16 protein-coding genes and 1 pseudogene are annotated in these 20,196 nt (G+C 42.3%); 9 read left to right on the forward strand and 8 right to left on the reverse strand.

Features of this window, described 5'->3' with window-relative positions:
• The first annotated feature begins 9 nt into the window (after positions 1-9).
• Entirely contained in the window at positions 10-252 is a 243-nt protein-coding gene (locus NWF01_00330) for a hypothetical protein (protein ID MCW4023470.1), read from the forward strand.
• Here the strand turns inward: NWF01_00330 and larB are convergent.
• Positions 249-1,034 (reverse strand): nickel pincer cofactor biosynthesis protein LarB, encoded by a 786-nt coding sequence (gene larB / locus NWF01_00335; protein MCW4023471.1) that lies wholly within the window; start codon positions 1,032-1,034, stop codon positions 249-251. The two genes, NWF01_00330 and larB, sit on opposite strands and share 4 nt — an antisense overlap.
• A gap of 69 nt (positions 1,035-1,103) precedes the next feature.
• Here larB and larC point away from each other — a divergent pair, with 69 nt between their 5' ends.
• The 3 genes from larC (at position 1,104) to NWF01_00350 (ending at position 4,131) form a co-directional block, all read left to right on the forward strand.
• Positions 1,104-2,351: a nickel pincer cofactor biosynthesis protein LarC gene (larC, locus tag NWF01_00340; GenBank protein MCW4023472.1), complete on the forward strand. Its 1,248-nt coding sequence runs from the start codon at positions 1,104-1,106 to the stop codon at positions 2,349-2,351.
• 15 nt (positions 2,352-2,366) lie between these two features.
• On the forward strand, positions 2,367-3,194 hold the full coding sequence (larE, locus tag NWF01_00345) for an ATP-dependent sacrificial sulfur transferase LarE (GenBank protein ID MCW4023473.1): 828 nt from the start codon (positions 2,367-2,369) through the stop codon (positions 3,192-3,194).
• 115 nt (positions 3,195-3,309) lie between these two features.
• A complete protein-coding gene (locus tag NWF01_00350; protein ID MCW4023474.1) occupies positions 3,310-4,131 on the forward strand; it encodes a hypothetical protein in 822 nt (273 codons plus the stop codon).
• A gap of 5 nt (positions 4,132-4,136) precedes the next feature.
• Here the strand turns inward: NWF01_00350 and NWF01_00355 are convergent, their stop codons facing one another.
• A complete protein-coding gene (locus tag NWF01_00355; GenBank protein ID MCW4023475.1) occupies positions 4,137-6,551 on the reverse strand; it encodes a hypothetical protein in 2,415 nt (804 codons plus the stop codon).
• A 55-nt stretch (positions 6,552-6,606) separates the two neighbouring features.
• On the opposite strand from NWF01_00355, the gene NWF01_00360 reads away from it, so the two are divergent.
• Positions 6,607-8,280, forward strand: coding sequence for a hypothetical protein (locus NWF01_00360; GenBank protein MCW4023476.1), 1,674 nt, complete (start codon positions 6,607-6,609; stop codon positions 8,278-8,280).
• Between the two features lie 13 nt (positions 8,281-8,293).
• Here NWF01_00360 and NWF01_00365 read toward each other — a convergent pair whose 3' ends face one another.
• On the reverse strand, positions 8,294-10,951 hold the full coding sequence (locus NWF01_00365) for a hypothetical protein (GenBank protein MCW4023477.1): 2,658 nt from the start codon (positions 10,949-10,951) through the stop codon (positions 8,294-8,296).
• Entirely contained in the window at positions 10,948-11,994 is a 1,047-nt protein-coding gene (locus NWF01_00370; protein ID MCW4023478.1) for a hypothetical protein, read from the reverse strand. The genes NWF01_00365 and NWF01_00370 overlap by 4 nt, the downstream gene beginning before the upstream one ends.
• 248 nt (positions 11,995-12,242) lie before the next feature.
• Here NWF01_00370 and NWF01_00375 point away from each other — a divergent pair, with 248 nt between their 5' ends.
• Positions 12,243-13,172 carry a ribbon-helix-helix protein, CopG family gene (locus tag NWF01_00375; protein MCW4023479.1) on the forward strand — a complete coding sequence of 310 codons (930 nt, stop codon included), beginning with the start codon at positions 12,243-12,245 and terminating at the stop codon, positions 13,170-13,172.
• On the opposite strand, the gene NWF01_00380 is transcribed toward NWF01_00375, so the two are convergent.
• From NWF01_00380 to NWF01_00395, 4 genes are all read right to left on the reverse strand, one after another.
• Positions 13,169-14,848, reverse strand: a complete 1,680-nt coding sequence (locus tag NWF01_00380; GenBank protein MCW4023480.1) for a chloride channel protein — start codon at positions 14,846-14,848, stop codon at positions 13,169-13,171. The two genes, NWF01_00375 and NWF01_00380, sit on opposite strands and share 4 nt — an antisense overlap.
• 147 nt (positions 14,849-14,995) lie before the next feature.
• On the reverse strand, positions 14,996-15,472 hold the full coding sequence (locus NWF01_00385; GenBank protein ID MCW4023481.1) for a phosphopantetheine adenylyltransferase: 477 nt from the start codon (positions 15,470-15,472) through the stop codon (positions 14,996-14,998).
• A complete protein-coding gene (locus tag NWF01_00390) occupies positions 15,472-16,407 on the reverse strand; it encodes a hypothetical protein (protein ID MCW4023482.1) in 936 nt (311 codons plus the stop codon). Before NWF01_00390 ends, NWF01_00385 begins: the two co-directional genes overlap by 1 nt.
• A complete protein-coding gene (locus NWF01_00395) occupies positions 16,400-17,155 on the reverse strand; it encodes a hypothetical protein (protein MCW4023483.1) in 756 nt (251 codons plus the stop codon). The genes NWF01_00390 and NWF01_00395 overlap by 8 nt, the downstream gene beginning before the upstream one ends.
• 550 nt (positions 17,156-17,705) lie before the next feature.
• Here NWF01_00395 and NWF01_00400 point away from each other — a divergent pair.
• The 3 genes and pseudogenes from NWF01_00400 (at position 17,706) to NWF01_00410 (ending at position 20,179) form a co-directional block, all read left to right on the forward strand.
• Positions 17,706-18,200, forward strand: a complete 495-nt coding sequence (locus tag NWF01_00400) for a hypothetical protein (protein MCW4023484.1) — start codon at positions 17,706-17,708, stop codon at positions 18,198-18,200.
• 6 nt (positions 18,201-18,206) lie between these two features.
• Complete coding sequence (locus NWF01_00405; protein ID MCW4023485.1) at positions 18,207-19,064, forward strand: nucleotide sugar dehydrogenase; 858 nt, start codon at positions 18,207-18,209, stop codon at positions 19,062-19,064.
• Positions 19,065-19,120: 56 nt separating this feature from the next.
• Positions 19,121-20,179, forward strand: a pseudogene (locus NWF01_00410) (glucose-1-phosphate thymidylyltransferase).
• Positions 20,180-20,196 lie beyond the last annotated feature (17 nt).

Genomic DNA, 20,196 nt, shown 5'->3' on the forward strand with positions numbered 1-20,196 from the left:
AGTGCGAAAATGGACACAAACAACCAACAACAAACACAAAACAACCTCTTCAAAGAAAGACAAGTCGCACGCATCTTTGAAGAAATCGACGACGAACTAAAACTCTTAACCGCAAGCGCAAAATTCAACTTCGCAACCTGCAAAACCGACCAAAACACCCTCAACCTAACACTTGCCTACATCGAAGACACAAAAAAACTAATCAGCATCCTAAAAAACCGAGTTACTCTGCTAACCCAAATAACAAGTTAACCCTTTCTAAATTTTGCAGCTCGATTAGCAATCAAACCAGCCATCGCACCCGCAGCTACACCGCCATCAACATTAACAACTGCCAAACCTAGTGAGCAGGACTGAAGCATTGCCATAAGCGCACTAAGACCCTTCTCACCAAACCCGTAACTATTAGATGTGGGAACCGCAACCACTGGAACATCAAATAGACCTGCCACAACTGTCGCTAACGCGCCCTCTCGCCCCGCAACAACCACAACCACATCAACATCCGCCTGAATCAGCTCTTTTACTGGTTCAATTAACCTGTGAATCCCAGCTACACCCACATCATAGGTGAAAAAAACTGTGCAACCCATTTCTTCACAGATTATGCGTGCTTCCTCAGCTACAGCAACATCGGAGGTTCCAGCCGTTAAAAGACCAACACGCCCGCCGCTTGCAGTTTGGGTAAAATCTTGTTTTTTAAGCACTATCATTTTGGCTTTATCATTAACCGTTACCAGCGCATCGGCGCCAAATCGTTCTTTGACTGCCTCCACATGTGCTCCGTTGCATCTGCTGATTATGACTCTGCCTGTCTTATCTATCATTTTAGCTGATATTTCAGCTACGTCACATGGGGATTTGCCTTCAGCTAAAATAATTTCAGGAACACCTTTTCTGATTTCCCGATTGCCGTCAAGTTTGGCTAAACAGCCGACTTCGTCAATGGAGAGCAATTTTAGAGCTTTTTCTGCATCTTCAAGAGAAAGCTCGCCAGCAGCAACTTTACATAGAACGTCTTTGATGGAAAACATAAACAGTTAATACTTAAAATGCCTTAACCATATATTTGTTATGGCTTGCCTGAATAAGCGGTTTTTGTGATGAAAATGATTGAAAACAATAAAATTCTGCTAATTGATTGCCAAGCCTCAGGCGTTGCAGGAGACATGATTCTTGGAGCTCTAATAGACCTTGGAGCAAACATAGACAAAGTTGTTTACTCCATAAAATCTCTGGAAAAACCCGAGTATGGTTACAGCAATATCCAAATAAAAACAGGCAAGGTAATGCGCGGCGAATTCCAAGCCACCCAAATCGACACCACCTCAGAAACCGCCAACAAACGCCACGGCAACCAACTCATTGACATAGTAGAAAAAACCGCAAGCACCCTTAACTTGACAGATAAAGCCAGACAGTTTGCATCCAAAACCATCCGAACACTTGGTGGGGTAGAGGCAAACCTGCATAAAACCTCCTTTGCAGACGCACACCTACATGAGGTAGCTTTGGTTGATACTGCCGCGGAAATTCTTGGTGTGGCTGTTGCTGCAGATGATTTGGGCTTGTTTGATGCAAAAATTTATGCTACACCCTTGGCGGTTGGTGGAGGAATCATAAAGTTTTCTCATGGTATCGTTTCGGTTCCTGCTCCTGCAACTTTGGCTATCTTGCAGTCGAAGAATTTTCCGTTTCATGGTGGACCAATTGAGGCTGAGCTTGCAACTCCGACGGGTGTAGCTATTTTGGTTAATTTAGTGGATGAAGTTACCCCCTTTTATCCTTCGCTTGTTCCGTTACGTGTTGGTTATGGTACGGGAACCAAGGAGTTTGAGCAGATGCCCACAGTGTTGAGGTTTATACTGGGTAATCCAGTAGCGAAGGAAATTTTTGAGGACGAAATCGCTGTTTTAGAAACAAACATTGATGATGCCACAGGAGAAATCATCGGGTACACCATTGACAAGCTGCTCAGCGAAGGAGCCAAAGACGTTAGCGTGATTCCAATGTTCACTAAAAAGAACAGGCCAGGACACATAATCAAAGTTATTGCCGAGCAAAAAGACGCACAGCGCCTCTCACAAGTTTTGATTAATGAAACAGGCACTTTGGGGGTAAGAGTGCATTTTTGTCAAAGACACATCATAGCTCGCGAGGTATGCAGTGTAGATTTGCTTTTGATGGGCAACTTGGAAACTGTGAGGGTGAAGATTTCTAAAGACCAAAAGGGCAGAATCATCCGCATCAAACCCGAATATGAAGACCTAAAGAAACTGGCAGAAAAAACCAGAACACCCCTAAGAGAACTCATGGAACTCGCAACAGAAAACGCAAAGAAAAACCTGTAAACCAAGGAATAATCCATGAACAAACTGGAAAAGAAAATCGCTAACATTGAAGAGTACATCAAAAAAACTGGCAAAGGCGGAGCAGTTGTGGCTTTTTCAGGCGGAGTGGACAGCTCAACGCTGGCGGCTGTGTGCCATAAAGTTTTAGGCAAAAAAGCTGTGGCTGCTACTGCGCAGTCACCGACGTATACTACAGAAGAGCTAAAAGAGGCAAAAGATGCAGCAAGAGAAATCGGCATCAAATTGATAGTTGTTAAAACCAATGAGTTGGATGACGAAAATTTTGTTGAAAACTCTGAGAACCGCTGTTATTACTGCAAGAAAGCATTATTGGCTGAACTGAAAAAAGTTGCTGAAAAATTGGGTTTTGAAGTAGTTTTTGAAGGCACAAACATCAGCGACTTGAAAGGGCATAGACCAGGATTCCAGGCAGTAAAAGAAACAAGCTATGCTTATTCACCATGGGTTGAGATAGGCTTTTCCAAAGAGGAAATAAGGCAGATTGCCACAAAGTTGGAACTGAAGGTTCAGGATAAGCCATCTAATGCGTGTTTAGCTTCAAGGATTCCGTTCAACGAAAAAATTACTGCTGAGAGGCTGGAGAGAATCCGAAAAGCAGAACAGGTAATAAAAAAAATTGCAGGTGTGAGGCAGCTTCGTGTCCGTGACCATAATGGGTTGGCTAGGATAGAAGTTGAGAAAACTGAGCAGAAACTGCTTTTTGAAAACAAAATTTTGGATAAGATCACAACACAGCTTAAGGTGTTGGGTTTTAGGTATGTAACAGTTGACGCTGAAGGATACAGAACTGGAAGTATGCTTTCCAGCAAAAACAGTGCATAAACGTGAAACAAATAAAAACTGCAGGAAACATGCGATTAATTATTTTAAAAAATAATAATAAAGAGATAAATAACCAAAAAATTAAACATTAAACAACAACCCTAAGCGATGCCACATGCAAAAAAAAGCCAGACTAAACCTTGTTCAAACAGCTACAATTGCAATGTTTGCCATTGGTTTAGCGTTAGTTATTCTCTCGGCATTTTATGCGTCATCGTTTCTGGTGATTTGTGGTGTGACGCTTGTTTTCTGGAGTCTTATTTTATTTTACATTAAACCCACCAAACATGTACCTATCACAATGCTCAACGCGCTGGCAAATACAAGTTCAAGTAATCTGGAACGGGTTCTTGTCGAATTGAACTTAACCGAAAAGGGGTACTATATGCCCCCTGAAAGCTTAAGTGATTTACAATCAAGCACAGTTTTTATTCCTAAAGGGAAAACCCAAATTCCAAAATCGGAAGAAATAAACGATAAACTCATAACTGACCGCAAAAACGGAATCTACGTAACCCCACCTGGCTTAGCTTTAACGCAGATGATGGAAAAAGAGACAGGTATACCTTTTGCTAAAACTCACATGGGCTATGTAGAGAGAACCTTTCCCAAGCTTATGGTTGAAACTATGCAGCTTGCACGGGAAGCAGAAATAAAAATGGAAGGCAACCGAGTAACAGTTGACCTTAAAGGCAGCATGCTAAATGATATCTGCCGGGAAACCCAAAAACTTCCCAGAACTCACGAGTTAATCGGTTGCCTACAAAGCAGTGCTATAGCATGTATTCTCTCGAAAGCTTCAGGAAAAGCTGTTGTTGTCAAAAGTGAAATTCAAGATTTTGAGGCTAAAACAACAAAGATAGAATTAACAATGATTGAGTTAAGCCAGCCTGAAATAAGGTTCAAAATTTTTGATGTACCCCAAAACCAGCTGTAAAGGTTTTAGTTGTTAAAGGGAGTATTTGGGGTTTCTGGGGGTCTTTTGGTGAGCACTGTTTTTTCTTTATCCAAATGGTATTCGGGGTAATTTTTTATGTAGAACACGTATAGGTATTCAGCGGCGAATTTTGGGGCAAAGGGCAAGTCAGATGGGGGAACAGTGGTTTTGTGTTTTAGTTGTTCCAGAATTACCCGTTCAGCCATGGGGTAGTTGAGCAGGAACTCTTTGCGGATTCGGTAAGCTTTCAAAGTGTCTTCTATTTCGGTTAAGTAACTATAGTATTTGGGAAGCTCATCCATAACCTCATTAACGCCGCAGTTCGGATTGAACAAAACCCGCAGTGCATTTGACATACGCTCGTGTAAGTTAGCGTTTTTCTCCCATTGATAGGCAGATGTAGGTAACAACGCCTCGATTTCTTGCTGTTCAGTTGTCAGTTTCTGGTCAAAAACCTTGAAGAGGTCACGGGATATTTCTTGGAAATTATCCATTAACTCTTTTAGCCTAAGCAAACTTAGGATGTTTAAGGGTCTTTGTTCTGCCTGTGTTTTTATCATGTCAGCCTTTTTGGCGTAACCTAAAACGTTGGACAAATCATTGCCAAGCAATGGCGCTAAGCTTGCGCTTCGGTTTCCTAATGCAATTATGGGGTCTAAAGATCTCTCCAAATTTTCGATAGATTGGGAAATTTCATCTTTGTATTGTCTTCGCCAATTGTTGAGGGCACCATACATTGCATCTATGCCAAGCCAGGGTTCTTTGGTTTCAAGTTTTTTGGTTGCATAAAGTGTTGCAGGGCACTCTTTAGGAAGTGTGGGATCGTAGAGGTTTCGTACAACATTGTATATTGGGTCAACTGTTTTTATTAGTTCAGAGGTTAGAGCGCGCCCATTTTCTAGAGTTTCTTTTATGCTTTGTACTTTAGCATCCACAGGTAACTCAGCGTAGAAGGCATGTGGCGTTTTAACTTTGAATTCTAAGCCGATGTCTTTGAGTTTTGTCATCCAAGCAGTATATTGAGTGTTTGCCAAGGCTTGATACTCTATTAAGGAAATGTGCAGTTCGTTTTCCACATCATCAATAACTGGGTTAACATTATAGGTTAGGTCATCATAAACCCCATCTAAATCGGTAGCCCTATAGAAATTACCCTGCGTTTTACCATTAACCTCGTCAATTTTATCACGCAATACAGTAGCTTTGGCTTCTGCGGGTCCAATAGCAACTGGAAGATTACTTCTGACATCAACAATTTGAGATTCAATGTAACCATGCTTGTCAGAAAGTTGTGCTGTTCGCTCTTTAATCATGTCAAGGGTAGCTAATTTTTTAGGTGAAAACGTCAGAAAAGACACGGGAACAGTCAACAGAAGCGTTGCTATTGCAGCCAAAATAAACGTTGACGGCGCATCTACAGCAGTGTATGCTAAAGAAGTCTGCAGGACATTTAAGAAGATAAAGAATAATGCAGCAATAATTGAAGCCATCAAAGGCATAAAAAGCCTGTCTGCATAGACCAGGTTAGTTCTTTCCATCAAAATACCTGATAAATAGATTAAGGCAATTGCCACACCGACAATGATTATTATAAAAAGTATGATACCGGGAAAAGAATCAAGATACTGCCTGAAAGCTGCAGATAAAGGTCTCTCAACTGAGACGGGATTGTTTGTTAATTGGTCCATAATTGTGGTTGCAACTTTTGAAGTGTCATACAACCTGAACTGATCCATAGCTTGCTGTGAGCTGGAAAGAACTGAGGTTAAAGGCACAAATACTGTTGGGGCAGAACCAGACACCGTCCACCAGTCGCTCTGGGTGATGGTAAGGATATGTGTATAGTACTGCACGATTTGAAGTGGGACGGTAATTATAACGTAGTAACCTAAGGTTAAGAGTGATTTACGTTTAAAAAAGACGACAGAGGCTAAAATTAAGGGTATTGCCAAAAAGTAAAATCCTGAGAAAAACAACACCATCGAAGCTATAATTCCTAAATCTAAAGCGATAACAGTTTTTTGTTTATCGACAAACAGGGGAAAAATAATAAACAAAGCAATCCAGATAGCCACGAAAGCAACACGCGTAATTGTGCCGCCCAATGATGCGATAAAATCAACTGTAGCTAAGTGATAAATTAAACCAAACCCGATAAGCAGACCGCCAACAGTCATGCCCAATCGGGGATTATTATAAACACCAAAAGCAATTAAACCAGCCAAAACCAACGGCAAAGGCTGAGGAAACATTTGCAAAAAAGACATAGCCAAAGCCATGCTTACAAGCGTTAAAACGAGCGTGAATAATTTCAGAGGCATTGGCTCGATTTCTTGGTTTTTAGGTTGCTTTTTTTTGCGGAGTCCAATCTTGAAACGTGACTTTTTTTCTTTCTTAGTCTGGCTTAGCCCCTGTTCCAATTCTTTTACCTAAAACCTTATTTTGTTAATACACTCTTAAGCTTATCGAGAAAAAATGTCAAAAAAGGCAGAAACAGTCTCAGATGGCATTGAAGACCTCAGCCAAATTGCCAGAAGCCAGTTAAGTTCGCCAAGGAAAGCTATTGTCAGCATTAGTGAATACCCTGGCAAGATTATTCTTAACGCCCCGTTCATCAGTAAAAATAACGTTTTACCCCTATTCATCAGCAAATCAAGCAAAGACATTGTTAAATGGAACCCAGCCGCAAAAGATTTCATCAGCAACACCATCAGTTTAAACAAGGCAGATACACACTTCTGGTTTAACGTTGCAAAGTCAGGCAACAGAATTGCGTCACGCCTAAAGCAGCAACAGATAGAGAAACTAAAAACAGCCATTATAGTTTCTTCTACATGGGATGGCATGGGAAGTGCGCTTTTGCCGATGTTAGTTTTACAGTTAAAAGAATTGAATGTAAACTCGGTTGCGATAGCGTTGTTGCCATCTCAGGTTCAGCCTATGGATAGCCAATTTAACATGGTAGCATCCATTGGAACATGTGCCTCCAAAGATTTGACAACAGTTATACTTGTTAACCGAGATAACCTTGAAAGCTACATTGGAGTAGACAGAAGCGGCAGCGTCATAACAGGCAACAGCGTCACCAATTACTTTATGGAACTGCTGCTATCTAAAGACAAAGTTGCGCAAGAAGTAAGCGAATTAGCCAAACTGTTTGACTCCAAAATGTTCACTGTTCTGCTGTCTACGGGGGCAAGCCTGCAGATTTATGGTTCAATAGAAAACATGATTAGCACTACCCTGTTAAAACCTCTTTTAACTTATGATTTGGCGGATTCAAAAATAATCTATGCAATTGTACGCATACCTTTAGGCCTTAAAGAAAAAGTTACGCAGGGAAAAGTTGAGTTAGCAATAGCGAACTGCTTCAAAAACTTAGCTAACATACAAACAATTATGGTAACTGAACCAGTCTATGTTGAAGAAGAAAATGACCGAATAGACATTGCACTTTTAGTAGGCGGCTTTGACCTTGTAAAAATGTTTGCGCCCATAGAAGAAACAGTCCAATCGATGAAAGACAAAGCGGTTAAAGAACAATTCATAACTGATAATCAATGGTTAGGCATGACTTACAAAATTACAGGCAAAGACCCGCCACCGCCAGAAATTCCCCTGCCACCAGAGCCAGAAACAGAAATCGTGGAAGAGGATCCAACTATAATTATGCCCCTTGAAGAAGCTGAGCAAGCAACTATCATTAAAAATATTGAAAGCACACCTGAAATAGAGACAGTATCAGAACCAGTAATTGAAGCTACAGAGCCAGAGGAGAAAACAGAAGAAGAACCTAAAAGAAACAGAACAAAACAAGAAAAACCGACAGGAAGAACCAGAAAAACAAGAGCAAAAAAACCCGTTGAAGAAAACACAAAGGAAACTGTTGTTGAAGAAAAACAGGAACCAGAAGCCACAGAAGCAATCATTACGGAGACACCTGAGGCAGAAACAACAACCGCGGAACTTGTCCCTGAAGCAGAACCCAAAACTGAGCAGGAACCAGAATGGATAGAGGAACAAACACAAGTTGAAAACGTAGCTTCAACAGAACCAGAAAAAACTGAAACAGAAAAGAAAAATCAGGTAGAACAAGAAACGCAAAATGTTGAAAATTTAGGAAATGAGGAGCCAAAAACTCCTCAGTAGTTAATTATTTTTTTTATTTGCCGTTTTCATTGTTTATGTCTTTGATTACTTGTGCTGCGCTGATTCCGTGTTCAAGCAGGTACGAGCGAGATAGGTGTCGTTCGAAGTCGCTTGATTTCTGGTATAGCAGTTGCATTTCGTCGTATGCTTCAAGGTCTTCTGGTCGTCCTCTTGCGCCAACCACTAGAATTCTGGTTGTCCATGCATCTCTTGAATCGACAACACGCACAGTGATGGTTCTTGAAACTTCACTGGTTACGTAGCCTGCAAGTGAAGCGTACACTTCCTGTGACATGTCATCAGTCCACATTCGAGGTGGCGCAGTGATTGTTACCCAGATGTAGTCGGTTTTGTAGATTGGCTTGAAACCCATGACACTTGGGGTCTTAAAGACGCGTACGACGCTTTTGAGGTAGTCTTTGTAGTGGTCCATGTCAAGGATGTCTTTGAATATGACTTCGGGTGTGAGGGTTTCTTCTTGTTCTTTGAGTATTTTAAAGACTATTCTCATCTGCTCGGTTTCTGTTAGTTCAGAGCATTTTTCAAAGTACTTCTTTGGCTTGACGATTTCAGCCATTTTTTCTTGATAATCCTTGTTGATTTCAACGATTTTGGCTAGACGCTTGCGGTAATCTGCAACCAACTCGAAACGTTTGGAGAGCATGTCATAGAACATTAAAGTGTCATCGACTTTCTGTAGGTCCTCCAGAACGATTGCTTCTTCCTCGTCCATGCGTTTTAGTTGGCGGTCAATGTTTATCAGTTGTTCGCGGGCGTAACGTTTGTTGCTAAATGTTTTTCTTTGTTCACGTTCAAATTTGATGCGGTCAAATTCTTTGCGGCGTTTGCCTTCTTGGACGCGGATAACCTCGTTTTCCTGGTCACTTCTGCGTTCCATACGTCTGGAAATAATTCCGCTAACGTATGCTAAGTGCTCGTCAATCATTTTGATTTCGTCTTGAGGTGTACGAAGCATTAACTGGATGAGCAGGTAAATTGTTGCAAGTTCAGATTTGATGTCTCGGATTTCGGCTAGTTGGAATTCCGCTTCTGGGAGAACTTCGTAGAATCGTTCAAGTGATTCTGCAAGGTAGCGTGTTTCATCGTAGAATTTGAGGATGTCTAAGGATTTTTCGGAGAGTTCAACTATGTTGATAAAGTCTTCGAGGATGATTTTTTGGCGTAGCGTGAATACTTGTGAGCTTGGGATTAACTGGCGTAGTCTGTCGCATATGTCTGCTTTCTTGTCAGAGAATTCAAGGTGGGTCTTTGTCAGGTTTGTTACAAGAGATTCTAAGTTGTCAACTTTTCTTGAGCCTTCCTTATGAAGCGTCAAGTCAATGATGGCTTCTTCAACTGGACCAATCTTGCCCATCATCTTTATTGTTGACAAATACCTTGACAGGTCACTCATCCAAGATTTAGCTTGCAACTCTATGCCTTTAACGTGCAGTTCTAAGTCGTCTTCTAAGCGTGGATTACTAAATACCAGTGAACGCAACTTGTCCTCGAACTGTTCCTCAGCAAACGTGCCTGTTTGGATGAGGTAGTTCATGTAAAGCTGCCGGATTAAGCCATAGTTTACTTGTAGAATGTTAAAGATTTCATCCATTACGTCAAGTTTTTCGAGGCGGTGGTCATGCATAAGCATTAGGCTTTCAAAGTTTAGTTTGAAGGCTGAAATGTAATTGTCTACTGGATAGATAACTTTGTAGAGACCAATTGTGTGAGCATAATTGTTGGTTAAGCCTACTTCTGTTCCGATGCCGCCCATGAGGTCTGCCAAGTCAAAATCCATAAGCACATAGAGCATATCAACGACCATCTCGTCAAGCTCATGCCTTGCAGTTACGATGTCGCCAACTTTAGAGAATGCAGGCAACAACGGCAGGTAAATTAGAGCGTTTAATGGGTTACGGTAAAAGTCACCGTACTCTTTGCAGACAAACTCGTTATAATCCTTGTTAAGAATCAAAGCTTGCTCGCTCATCGCTGTGAAAGCGGAACAACCTTTTGCTGGTGGGTCATCGCCTCCACATGGAGTGATAACAAAAGCGATTATTGGGACGCCTGAGCCGAGGACTTTTCGCAGGTGCCTTGCGAAGTCAAAGAATAAGCCGCTGCCGGTTCCTCCTCCTAAACCGTAAACCAGAATGATTGTGGGCGTCATGATTGATGAGAGGGCTTGTTCTTTGAAGACGTTTATGCTGCTTTTGATTATGCCAAGCTGGTAATAGTTAAGGGCGTAAATGGCTTTTGCAAGCGCTCGTCGTCTGCCAGCGCCACCGGCCATTGGAGGAATAGCCATTGTTGAATTGAGCCAGGGGATGAACTCTTGGATTTTGGCTCCTTCGCCGACAAGGTATTCGTTGTATTTTATGTTGATGAAATCAAACATGGCTTCGGCGGTTGGGAACTTTACTGATTGCGCCACAAGACGTAGGCGTTCTTTGGGGATGCCTGATTTTACCATCTGTTTCATTAAGGATTCATAGTTTTCTTGAAGACTTCTAATTTCAGGGTCAGCAATGTCGATGGCTAATAGGGAAATTCTGGTAATGTCATGTTTTAGTAAGTCCATTGTTTTTTGGTTGTTCATGAAAGCTTCGACAATGTTGGTTCCTGCTGAACCAAGCCCAACGACTTGAACACTATTTTGGTATATTCTCAATATCTATATCCTCCGCCGTATCCTCTTGAATCATCATAACCTTCATCATATCCTTGGTCCTCATCGGCACCTACGGAATCTTCTAAACGTTGCTTGATGTTTGCCAAGTTTGCAGCTAAGTTTCGGTCTATTCTTTGTGCACGCATACTTAGCCCTTCTAAATCCTTGATTTGATCTTCAACCATCATTTTGATGTAGCTGGCTTTGCCTCTGTTTCGGAAGAACAAGAAAGCAAAAAGAACCGCAATGACTGCGAACACTGCAACTAATGGAAGGAATAACATTTGCATAAGCTGTGTTGGTGGAGCAGAAATGTTTAGGCTTTTTAGCATTGCTATCGCGGTATCAGCTAACCCGGCGTTAGCTGCTTCCTGAGATTGCTGAATCACACTATTGTACATTGCTAAGAAAGATGCGTCGACACCTTGGCTTTGCAGTGAACTATAGGTGGATTGTGCCTGACCTAGCAGGTTGTTGTATTGGTCGATTTTTGCATCAGTTATTTTTGGTTGAACAGCATCAAGAGTTGCGCCGTTGGGGTCTTTTAATGCGATAACGGTTATTGGAACTGCTTTGTGAAGGGTTACATCACCATAGGTTTGAGCAACTTTCCCAGATGCTTTTCCTATACAATTCAACGTTAAGGTTCCTGCAGTTTCAGGGAAAGAGAAAGATTGCGAACTTGGGTTATAACCTGAACCTAAGGGGTAACCGTTGGTTTGTTCCCAAAGATGATCAAGTGAAGATTTAGTTAATTCTGTGCTTAAAGTTAAGCTTGTTGAAGGGTTATTAACAGAAATTTTTATGGTTACAGCAACTTTTATTGTGGCACCATCAATAATTGAGCCAGTACCACTTATTGTATTAGCTTGAAAGTCTCTGTCAATAATGACTTGACCAGTGTTGTAATCAGAAATTGTGTATTTGGTTATCCAGCTTCCTTGACCAACCGCTGCTGAAGCTGGGGTAAATGCAGCGATATAACTCAGTGAGCTTATAATTAATAAGACAGTTATACTTAACGCGATTAGCTTGTTCCTCATTTTAGGCTTCCCTCGGTTTTTTTTTATTGTACGATGAATATAACGTTTGTGTTTTTCACTCTTAAATAGGCTTCCAACCATGTAAATTTAGATACAGTTCTAACAGATTAATGTATACTAACAAGCCATTTCTCAGGCCTTAAAACTATGAACAACTTAAGACAAAGCAACGGTTATTTTTAGAATTTAACGGTAATGTTATTAGGAGTTTTATGCTAGTAACCACACGCGCGCGAGCTGAAATAATTATGAAAATTGTTAATGTCCGTTTACCAGACAAACTACTCTCAGAAGTGGACACGCTATCTGAAAAACACAGTTTAAGCCGCTCAGAAATCATGCGCCAAGCATTAACCGTCTACCTACACCTGATGGAAAACGCGGGCACCATGCTACGACCCCTAAGCTTCCAAATCAAACCCGCCCAAATAGTCTACACTCGAAGAGGTGACGTATCAATCATGAAAGTCCCCACGGGGCACGCAGTTGTTGTGGGCTCCACCTCGTCTGGCGCGGTTGAACCAAAAATGATGGATAAAGTCAAGGTTGACGGCAAAGTCTTAGGCAAATTTTTGGCTAGAGTCGCATTGATGGATGTTACTGCAACGGGAGCCTTCCCCCTTTTGCTTTCAGTCACTTTGGGTGTTGAGCAGGAACCGACTGGAAACGAAATTTTAGAGGGCATACGCAGAGAGACACGGGTTCTGGGTTTGGAGCCTAATCAGGTTTTGCTGGAAAACACAGAGGACAATTTTGAAACCGTGCAGACGGGTGCGGGCTTAACGGTGATTGGGTTTGCAAACGAAAACGAGCTACGACTGGGAAAAACTGTGCCAGGTGACTTGGTTGTTGCGGTTGGTAAGCCTAAAGTTGGTGATGAGGTGATTCCTGCGGAGGTTCACGGTGAGATTGCTGATTTGAAAAATGTGGTTTCGCTATCGCAAAGGAAATATGTACATGACATTGTAGCGGTTGGTAGTCTTGGGATTGCTAATGAAGCAAAGATGATGGCGTTTGCTGTTGGTAAACAGTTAAAGTTTAGTGAGGTTCAAGGGGTGGATTTGGAGAAAACTGCGGGCCCAGCCACTGTGGTTTTGGTTACGGTTAATCCTGAAAAACTTGAAGATCTCAAAGCATTAATCCCTAAACCAATCAACGTTATTGGAAAAATAATTTAAGAGCCAGACAGTAACTCCACGATTTTTTTGACCACATCAATACCTGAAACCACACCAATCAAAGAACCATCATCATTCTCCACGAAAAGATGGTCTTGCTGAGTTTCCAACATTAACCGGGCGGTTTCTTCAAGACTGGTTTGTTCTCTAACAAGCACGGGGCTATGCAGAATGGTTTTGGATAGATTAAGGGAATGCCGTGAAACATCAATAAAGCCTATGTCCTCCAAGTTGAGCACTCCAATTACATGTCCTAAATTGTCCACTACTGGAAGAACACGTAGTTTTGTGTCTTCAAAAATAATCAGCGCATCCTTCACAGTGCTACCATGATGAAGGTAAACAGGTGTTCGGGTCATGGTATCCTTCAGGGTTGTTTTCTTTAGTTTTTCAGGCACCACTTTTTGGGCTCTAAGGAAGAAACGCTCCAAAGCTAACTCTTCAGCTTTTAGCCGTGTTCTAGGCTGAAGAGGATAGAACGAGTGTTTTCCTGATACTACATAACTTACCACGTTAGCAAGCAAAGCGGGTATAGCGAAAAGTCCACCTAACGTTTCCACCACGAAAGCAACAGGGGTTAGCAGGACTTTATGTGTTGCTCCAACCAGCGCGGCCATGCCCACTGCTACGAACATTACAGCATAGTTTACGTTGAAAAGTTGAGCAAAAATGTAGCCTATGCCTGAGCCTATAACAATTGTTGGGAAGAATAATCCACCGCTTCCACCAAAATTGAGAGTGAAGGATGTCGCGAAAGTTTTCAGCAAAACAATTAAGACCACAGCAAGAAGGCTAAGGCTTGTTCCCTGAATGATTGCACTTGTAAAGTTTAAGCCAACTCCGATGGTGTATAGTGACAAGATGCCTGAAATACTCAAAAAAGAGGCTGCAATGCAAATTAGACCCGCGTTACCGACTTTTTTTCTTATTTTAAAGCTTACCTCGCCCATCCAAGCAAACGTTTTGGTGAAGAACACAGCATATAAACCGCAAATTATGCCCAGTAATAAAGAGAGCAGAATTGCGTCATAAGTTATCTCCGTGGTTAATACTGGACCAAAAATTGGTTCACTGCCCAATACAGCTATTGAGAACAGGTACGCTGGAACAGAGGCCACAACAGCTTCAATGAAAGTTTCCCTGTCCAAATCGTTTTTGTAGGGAATTTCTAAAGCAAACAAAATACCCGTCAAGGGAGTGCGGAAAGTTGCAGCCAATCCAGCCGCGGCACCCGCAATAAAGAGGCGTCTTCGCAAATCAGAGTGAATTTTAAATCGTCTTGCGATCGCAGAGGCAACCCCGCCGCCCACCAGCAAACTGGGACCTTCAGGACCTGCACTTCCACCTAAGCCAATAGTTAGCATTCCAGCGGTGGGTTTTACTAAGGAATCCTCAAGGTTGATTTCGCCGTTTGTTAAATGGTAGGCTTCAAGCACGGTGTGGGTGCCTGAACCAGTGTTTTTGTTTTTTGCGAAGCGTTTAACCAGAAAATATGGTAAGCCTATTGCCAGAAATGACAGGGGAACAATTAGGAATACTGAGATGGTTAAGGCTTGTTCGGTTAGGCTCCATAGTTGCTGATAGAGAAGGTAAAAGCTAGTTGAAACAGAGGCAGCTATTAAACCAACTCCGACAACCAGCAAGTAATACTCTAAGCCTTCACTAATTCTACTCATTTTCAGGCTCGACACAGCAAGATATACCATATAAAGTTTAACACATTATATCAGGTTTTTTTACCCAAAACAACCCAAAACAAGCCACATCAAGATACAAAAACTCAAAAAAGGTTCCGCGCGCTACTTACGCCTCAAAAAACCGAGTTACCCACGTGTTTTCAGCAGGTGCCCTTCCCGGTCAATTTCGCCACCGCAAATCCGTGTGGTTGAAATTGGAACATGATTTTCCGCTGGAACCATGCCTACAGTTACTATTTCGAGAGGGGATAGGTTGGTGTTTTTGCGTTTTTGATTGATTTTTTCTGCTATCGGATAGGTTTCTTTGCTTACCACTATTGCGTCAATGCTGTTGTCAGTTGCTGCTGAACCGAAAGGGTCGTTTAATGCTTCAACATCAGCTCTATCTGCTAACCCTTGTGCTTGAAGGTAAGCCATTAACTCGTTTAATCGTTTATTGTAAGGGCTAGTTTGGTGGGTTTTGTGCAGTTTAGAAACAAACGTGTCAGAGGTTAAACCGATAACCACATGCCCGCCAACTTCGAAAGCACGAGTAAGTAGGGCTTTGTGTCCCCTATGTAGTTCATCAAAGGTTCCGCCGACTGCAACTCTTTTGAACTGCATCATTTTATCAGTCTTACACCTAAAGCGTCAAGCTTTGAAACTATAACGTTCTCTTTAGGCAAAACCTGCATAAAAGCTTGCGCCACAAAACCCGCCTTTTCCTCAGCAACCAAACAATGTACAGCCTCCCCAATCATGTTCTGCGCACAGCCAACCCCGCCAGCATCCAATCCCAAAGCAGCCAAGCGCCGAACATTTTCCGTTGCAAACCCCGACTTCTCCGAGAACTCCCAGCAACAAGAAAGAAAATTTTCTAAGCAGGGAACCTTTTGAATATTTTTGAGGGTATTTTTGCCTACGCGGTTTATTTTTTGCTTGCGTTGTGGATTGGAAAAGATTTCGTTCTTGGAGATTTTAGTGTTAAAAAAGCCAGCAACAAGCACGTATTTTGGGCTTATGGGGATTTGGTCTGTTTGACAGATTCCCGGTGCACCCGGCTTTGTGACCAGAATGCATTTTCCGCCAAACGTCAAAGAACTCACCGTGCCCAGTCCAGTTTTGCATTCAATATCGACGACATGTGCGATTTTGCCGATTTGATTAACCGTTAAAGGTAAACCCAAAGCATCTGAAAGCGCCAATCCGGTAGTTAATGCGCCCGCAGCGCTGGTGCCAAAGCCCATACCAATAGGCAACTCAACTTGATGCTCAATCGTCACCTCGTATTTCTCAGAGATTTTAGATAACAGCTTCTCTGCAACTTTGTGAGTGGCGCAGGCTTGGGCTACGGGTTTTTGGTTTATGAAAACGTTGACGCTACTTTTTTGTGTTTTTTCTATGGTTAGGGTGGTGGTTGTTCCTTTCGCTAAACCAAAGCCGCCGCCCCATGCACCCATTTTTTCTGGGTTAGTTAGGGGTTTGCCGTTTTGAGAATCGTTGATTTGAAAAAAGCTGGAGATTGCTCCAGGAGCGAAGGCTTTAGCTGTTTTAGTCAATGGTTCCGCCTATTCTTACTGTTTTATTTCTGGATTGGAGAGAGGGAAATGCTTTGTGAACAGCTTTTATTATTGGTGGCCCCAAAAGCAGAATGAATGGAATTTCAGTGGCAAGCGTCCAAACAAAAATGGGCAGAATCAAAGAAGCAGCTAGCGGTGCTCCGAAGAACGAGATGAAATATGGACTAATGGCCCACACAGTAACAGAAAGCAGAAGACCTCCTGCAATTTGTCCAACCACTGCGCCTATGGCGTAACTTCGCCATTCCTTCCAACGGAAAGCAGCAACAGCAATAGCGGCAAGGCTCAAAACTATTGTTAAAACAAAAGTCAGCAAGAACGTTTCTGCTGATAAGCCAGTGTATGAAACAAAGTCTGGCAGAAAAACTATTGAAGGAACAAGCAGACCAACAGCCGCTATCGTTACACCTGCAAGGGCTTGCTTTAGGCTGATGTTTCGACAGGATATGTAACCAATTAGAAAGAACAGTATGAAGTTTGCGGGAACCCCGGCTATGAGGCTTAAAGCGGCATTTCCATGGACAAACATGTCTCTTACGAAGATGCCAATTGCACCGCTAAATCCGCCCACCCATGGACCAAACAGTGCGGCAAAAACTGCAGGTATTACTACAGCAGGCAAAAATCCTATGCCCAGAAAATTGAAGTTTGCGGTTAAAATTCCAAATACGGCATAAAGGGCTGAACAAATACCAATCACTGCAACATCTAAGGTTCTTAGTTTCATTATTTTTTGCTCCATTTAAAGGGGTTAACCCTCTCCAAACAAGGGCACCATAAATAAAACTTCTCTATGAATAGTTTAAACATGTTTAAACAGTAAAAACTTGCCTTTTAAGAGAATAATGGCTTTCACACCTATAGTTCCCCTCTATAATAGAAACCACAATTGGGTAAACCTTATAACTCTAAAAAGTTGAAGCTGCAACATGGGCAAAGTAAATAAAAAATACAGTCTGCTACCGTTGCCATATTAATTGTTTTAAGTTTAGTAACCGCCCAACTTATTTTTGTCCAATCCTGTTGCTGTTAATTTTCAAAAAATCGAAAAAAACAAATGTTGAATAGTTTTTCTGGGAAGGCGTACGTTCATTTTACATTCCTATTAGCAGCCTATTAGGCTCCAAATAGTAATTCATTGCAGAAACGATAGAGGAGGGTCTATTGGCACCTTTTTCAACCAAAACAGATACCTTTTGGTGAGCAACTGAACCTTTAAACCCTTATATAGGTGAGAAAAAATCGTTGTATCAGTCACAATATAGGATTTGTATGCTTTGAAGTTTCCAAAAATTTCAGTTATAGGCGTTGGTTATGTTGGTTTGTGCACTGCGGTTGGGTTTGCCAGCAGAGGCTTTAACGTCACTGCATCAGATGCAATTGCTGAAAAAGCAGAAAAAATCAGCCATGGAATTGCGCCGTTTCATGAGCCCGGACTAGATGAGCTTTTAAATAAATCAATTAAAGAAGGCACTCTTAAAGCCTTATCAAACCAGACCAAGCAGGCGATTTTTGATTCAGACCTCACATTCATTGCCGTGGGCACCCCAAGCCTCTCAGATGGCAGCATCGACCTAAAATACATCGAGATGGCTGCGCGGGAAATCGGAGAAGCCCTAAAACAAAAAACAGGCTACCACGTGGTTATCGTCAAAAGCACAGTGGTTCCAGGCACCACTCAGGGCATAGTACTAAGTACGCTTGAGGCGGTTTCGGGCAAAAAAGTGGGTGTTGATTTTGGTTTATGTATGAATCCTGAGTTTTTGAGGTAGGGCAACGTGTTTGAAGACCTCTTCCATCCCGACCGCATCGTAATTGGCTCACATAATCAGAAAGCAGGCGACCAAGTAGCCACCCTGTACGAAGCATTCTACGGCAAAGACCTACCCACAGTAATCCGAACCAGCCTCGCAACCGCTGAACTCATCAAATACGCCAGCAACAGCTTCCTAGCCACAAAAATCAGCTTCATCAACACCATGGCAAATCTGTGCGAAAAAATCCCAGGCGCAGACGTAAAAGTCGTAGCAGCAGCCATGGGCATGGACAAACGCATCGGCGGACTGTTTTTGAATGCGGGCTTAGGCTATGGCGGCTCATGTTTCCCCAAAGACATCAAAGCCTTAATCGCCGCAGCAAAATCGCTCGGTTACCCCTTAGATCTTTTGGAAGAAGTGGAAAATGTCAACCACACTCAACCACTTAAAGCCGTGACGCTCTGCAAAGAACTGCTAAATGCGCCACTGAAGGGCAAAACGGTATCTCTATTGGGGTTGTCATTTAAAGCAGACACAGACGATATGAGGGAAGCCCGAGTAATTCCAATAGTTGAGCAACTTCTAACAGAAGGCGCAGATGTAAAAGCATATGACCCCGTGGCGATGGGTGTTGCCCAAGGAATTTTTGGCGACAAAATCACATATGCCAAATCTGCTAGGGATTGTCTCTGCGGCGCAGACTGTGCGGTGTTGGTTACGGAGTGGGAAGAGTTCAAGCAACTCGAACCTGAAGACTTCATTGTTAACATGAAAACGCCAGTTCTGGTTGACGGCAGACGAATCTATGACGCAAAGGTGTTTGGCGAAAAAATGCGGTTTCGAGCCATAGGTCTTGGCTATCCTAAAGAGGGCAAATAGCGAAAGACCTTTAACAGCAATTCGCCCTTAACAGAAGGTATCAGAGGTTAGATTGCATGAAGGCGCTTGTACTCAGCGGCGGAAAAGGAACTAGGCTTCGACCTTTAACGTTTACCTGTGCAAAACAGCTTATACCAGTAGCAAACAAACCCATCCTCGGCTATGTTCTAGACCAAGTAGCATCAACCAGCATCAAAAAAGTTGGAATAATCACCGCACATGAAACAGGGCAATACGTCGAGGATTATGTGAAAGATGGTGCTACATGGAACCTAAATGTAAGATATATTCCTCAATAACCCCTTGGGTTGGCGCATGCGGTTAAGACGGCTGAGAAATTTTTAGGCGATGACTCATTTATCATGTGCCTTGGTGATAACGTCACGGGACAGGGCTTAAGCGGATTCACCAAGAAGTTTAAGCAGGAAAAACTTGATGCACTCATTATTTTAAAACCAGTTGAGAATCCATCCAGTTTTGGCATCGCAATTTTAGACAAGGAAGGCAACATCCTAAAGCTCGTGGAGAAACCAAAAACCTACATGGGCAACCTCGCAATCATCGGGACTTACTTCTTCTCAAGCAAAGTGCATGATGCAATTGAAAAGATTAAGCCTTCATGGCGCGGTGAGTTGGAAATTACTGACGCTATCCAAGAAATGATAAACATGGGACTAAAAGTTAAAGCGGAAATACTTAATTCGTGGTGGCTGGACACAGGCAAAAAAGATGACATCCTCTCGGCTAATGCAAAGATCCTTGACGAGTTTGTCCAAACTGACGTGAAAGGCGAGTTGTCCTGTAGCACAGTTGATGGCAGAGTGAAAGTGGAAGAAACCGCAAAGATAACCAACAGCACCATACGAGGACCATGTGTGATTGGCAAAAACGTGGTTGTAGAGAACAGTTTTATTGGTCCTTACACGAGCGTGGGCGATTGTTCGGTAATTAGTAATTCTAACGTGCAGTATTGTGTGATTCAGGATTATGTCACCATTAAGGATGTAGAACGTTTAGAGGATAGTTTGATTGGAAAAAACGCGAAGGTCACACGGAACCAGCGGAACAGAACCATTCGTTTGCATGTGGGAGATTATTCTGAAGTGGAAGTGTAAATAACTAAATAAAAACC

The sequence above is a fragment of the Candidatus Bathyarchaeota archaeon genome (assembly GCA_026014585.1).
Lineage (GTDB): Archaea > Thermoproteota > Bathyarchaeia > Bathyarchaeales > Bathycorpusculaceae > Bathycorpusculum.

Coding starts and splice junctions, on each gene's coding strand:
- NWF01_00380 (MCW4023480.1), bottom strand. CDS start 14,848: ATGAGTAGAATTAGTGAAGGCTTAGAGTATTACTTGCTGGTTGTCGGA.
- NWF01_00395 (MCW4023483.1), bottom strand. CDS start 17,155: ATGAAACTAAGAACCTTAGATGTTGCAGTGATTGGTATTTGTTCAGCC.
- NWF01_00330 (MCW4023470.1), top strand. CDS start 10: ATGGACACAAACAACCAACAACAAACACAAAACAACCTCTTCAAAGAA.
- larB (MCW4023471.1), bottom strand. CDS start 1,034: ATGTTTTCCATCAAAGACGTTCTATGTAAAGTTGCTGCTGGCGAGCTT.
- NWF01_00360 (MCW4023476.1), top strand. CDS start 6,607: ATGTCAAAAAAGGCAGAAACAGTCTCAGATGGCATTGAAGACCTCAGC.
- NWF01_00385 (MCW4023481.1), bottom strand. CDS start 15,472: ATGCAGTTCAAAAGAGTTGCAGTCGGCGGAACCTTTGATGAACTACAT.
- NWF01_00370 (MCW4023478.1), bottom strand. CDS start 11,994: ATGAGGAACAAGCTAATCGCGTTAAGTATAACTGTCTTATTAATTATA.
- NWF01_00375 (MCW4023479.1), top strand. CDS start 12,243: ATGAAAATTGTTAATGTCCGTTTACCAGACAAACTACTCTCAGAAGTG.
- larE (MCW4023473.1), top strand. CDS start 2,367: ATGAACAAACTGGAAAAGAAAATCGCTAACATTGAAGAGTACATCAAA.
- NWF01_00350 (MCW4023474.1), top strand. CDS start 3,310: ATGCAAAAAAAAGCCAGACTAAACCTTGTTCAAACAGCTACAATTGCA.
- larC (MCW4023472.1), top strand. CDS start 1,104: ATGAAAATGATTGAAAACAATAAAATTCTGCTAATTGATTGCCAAGCC.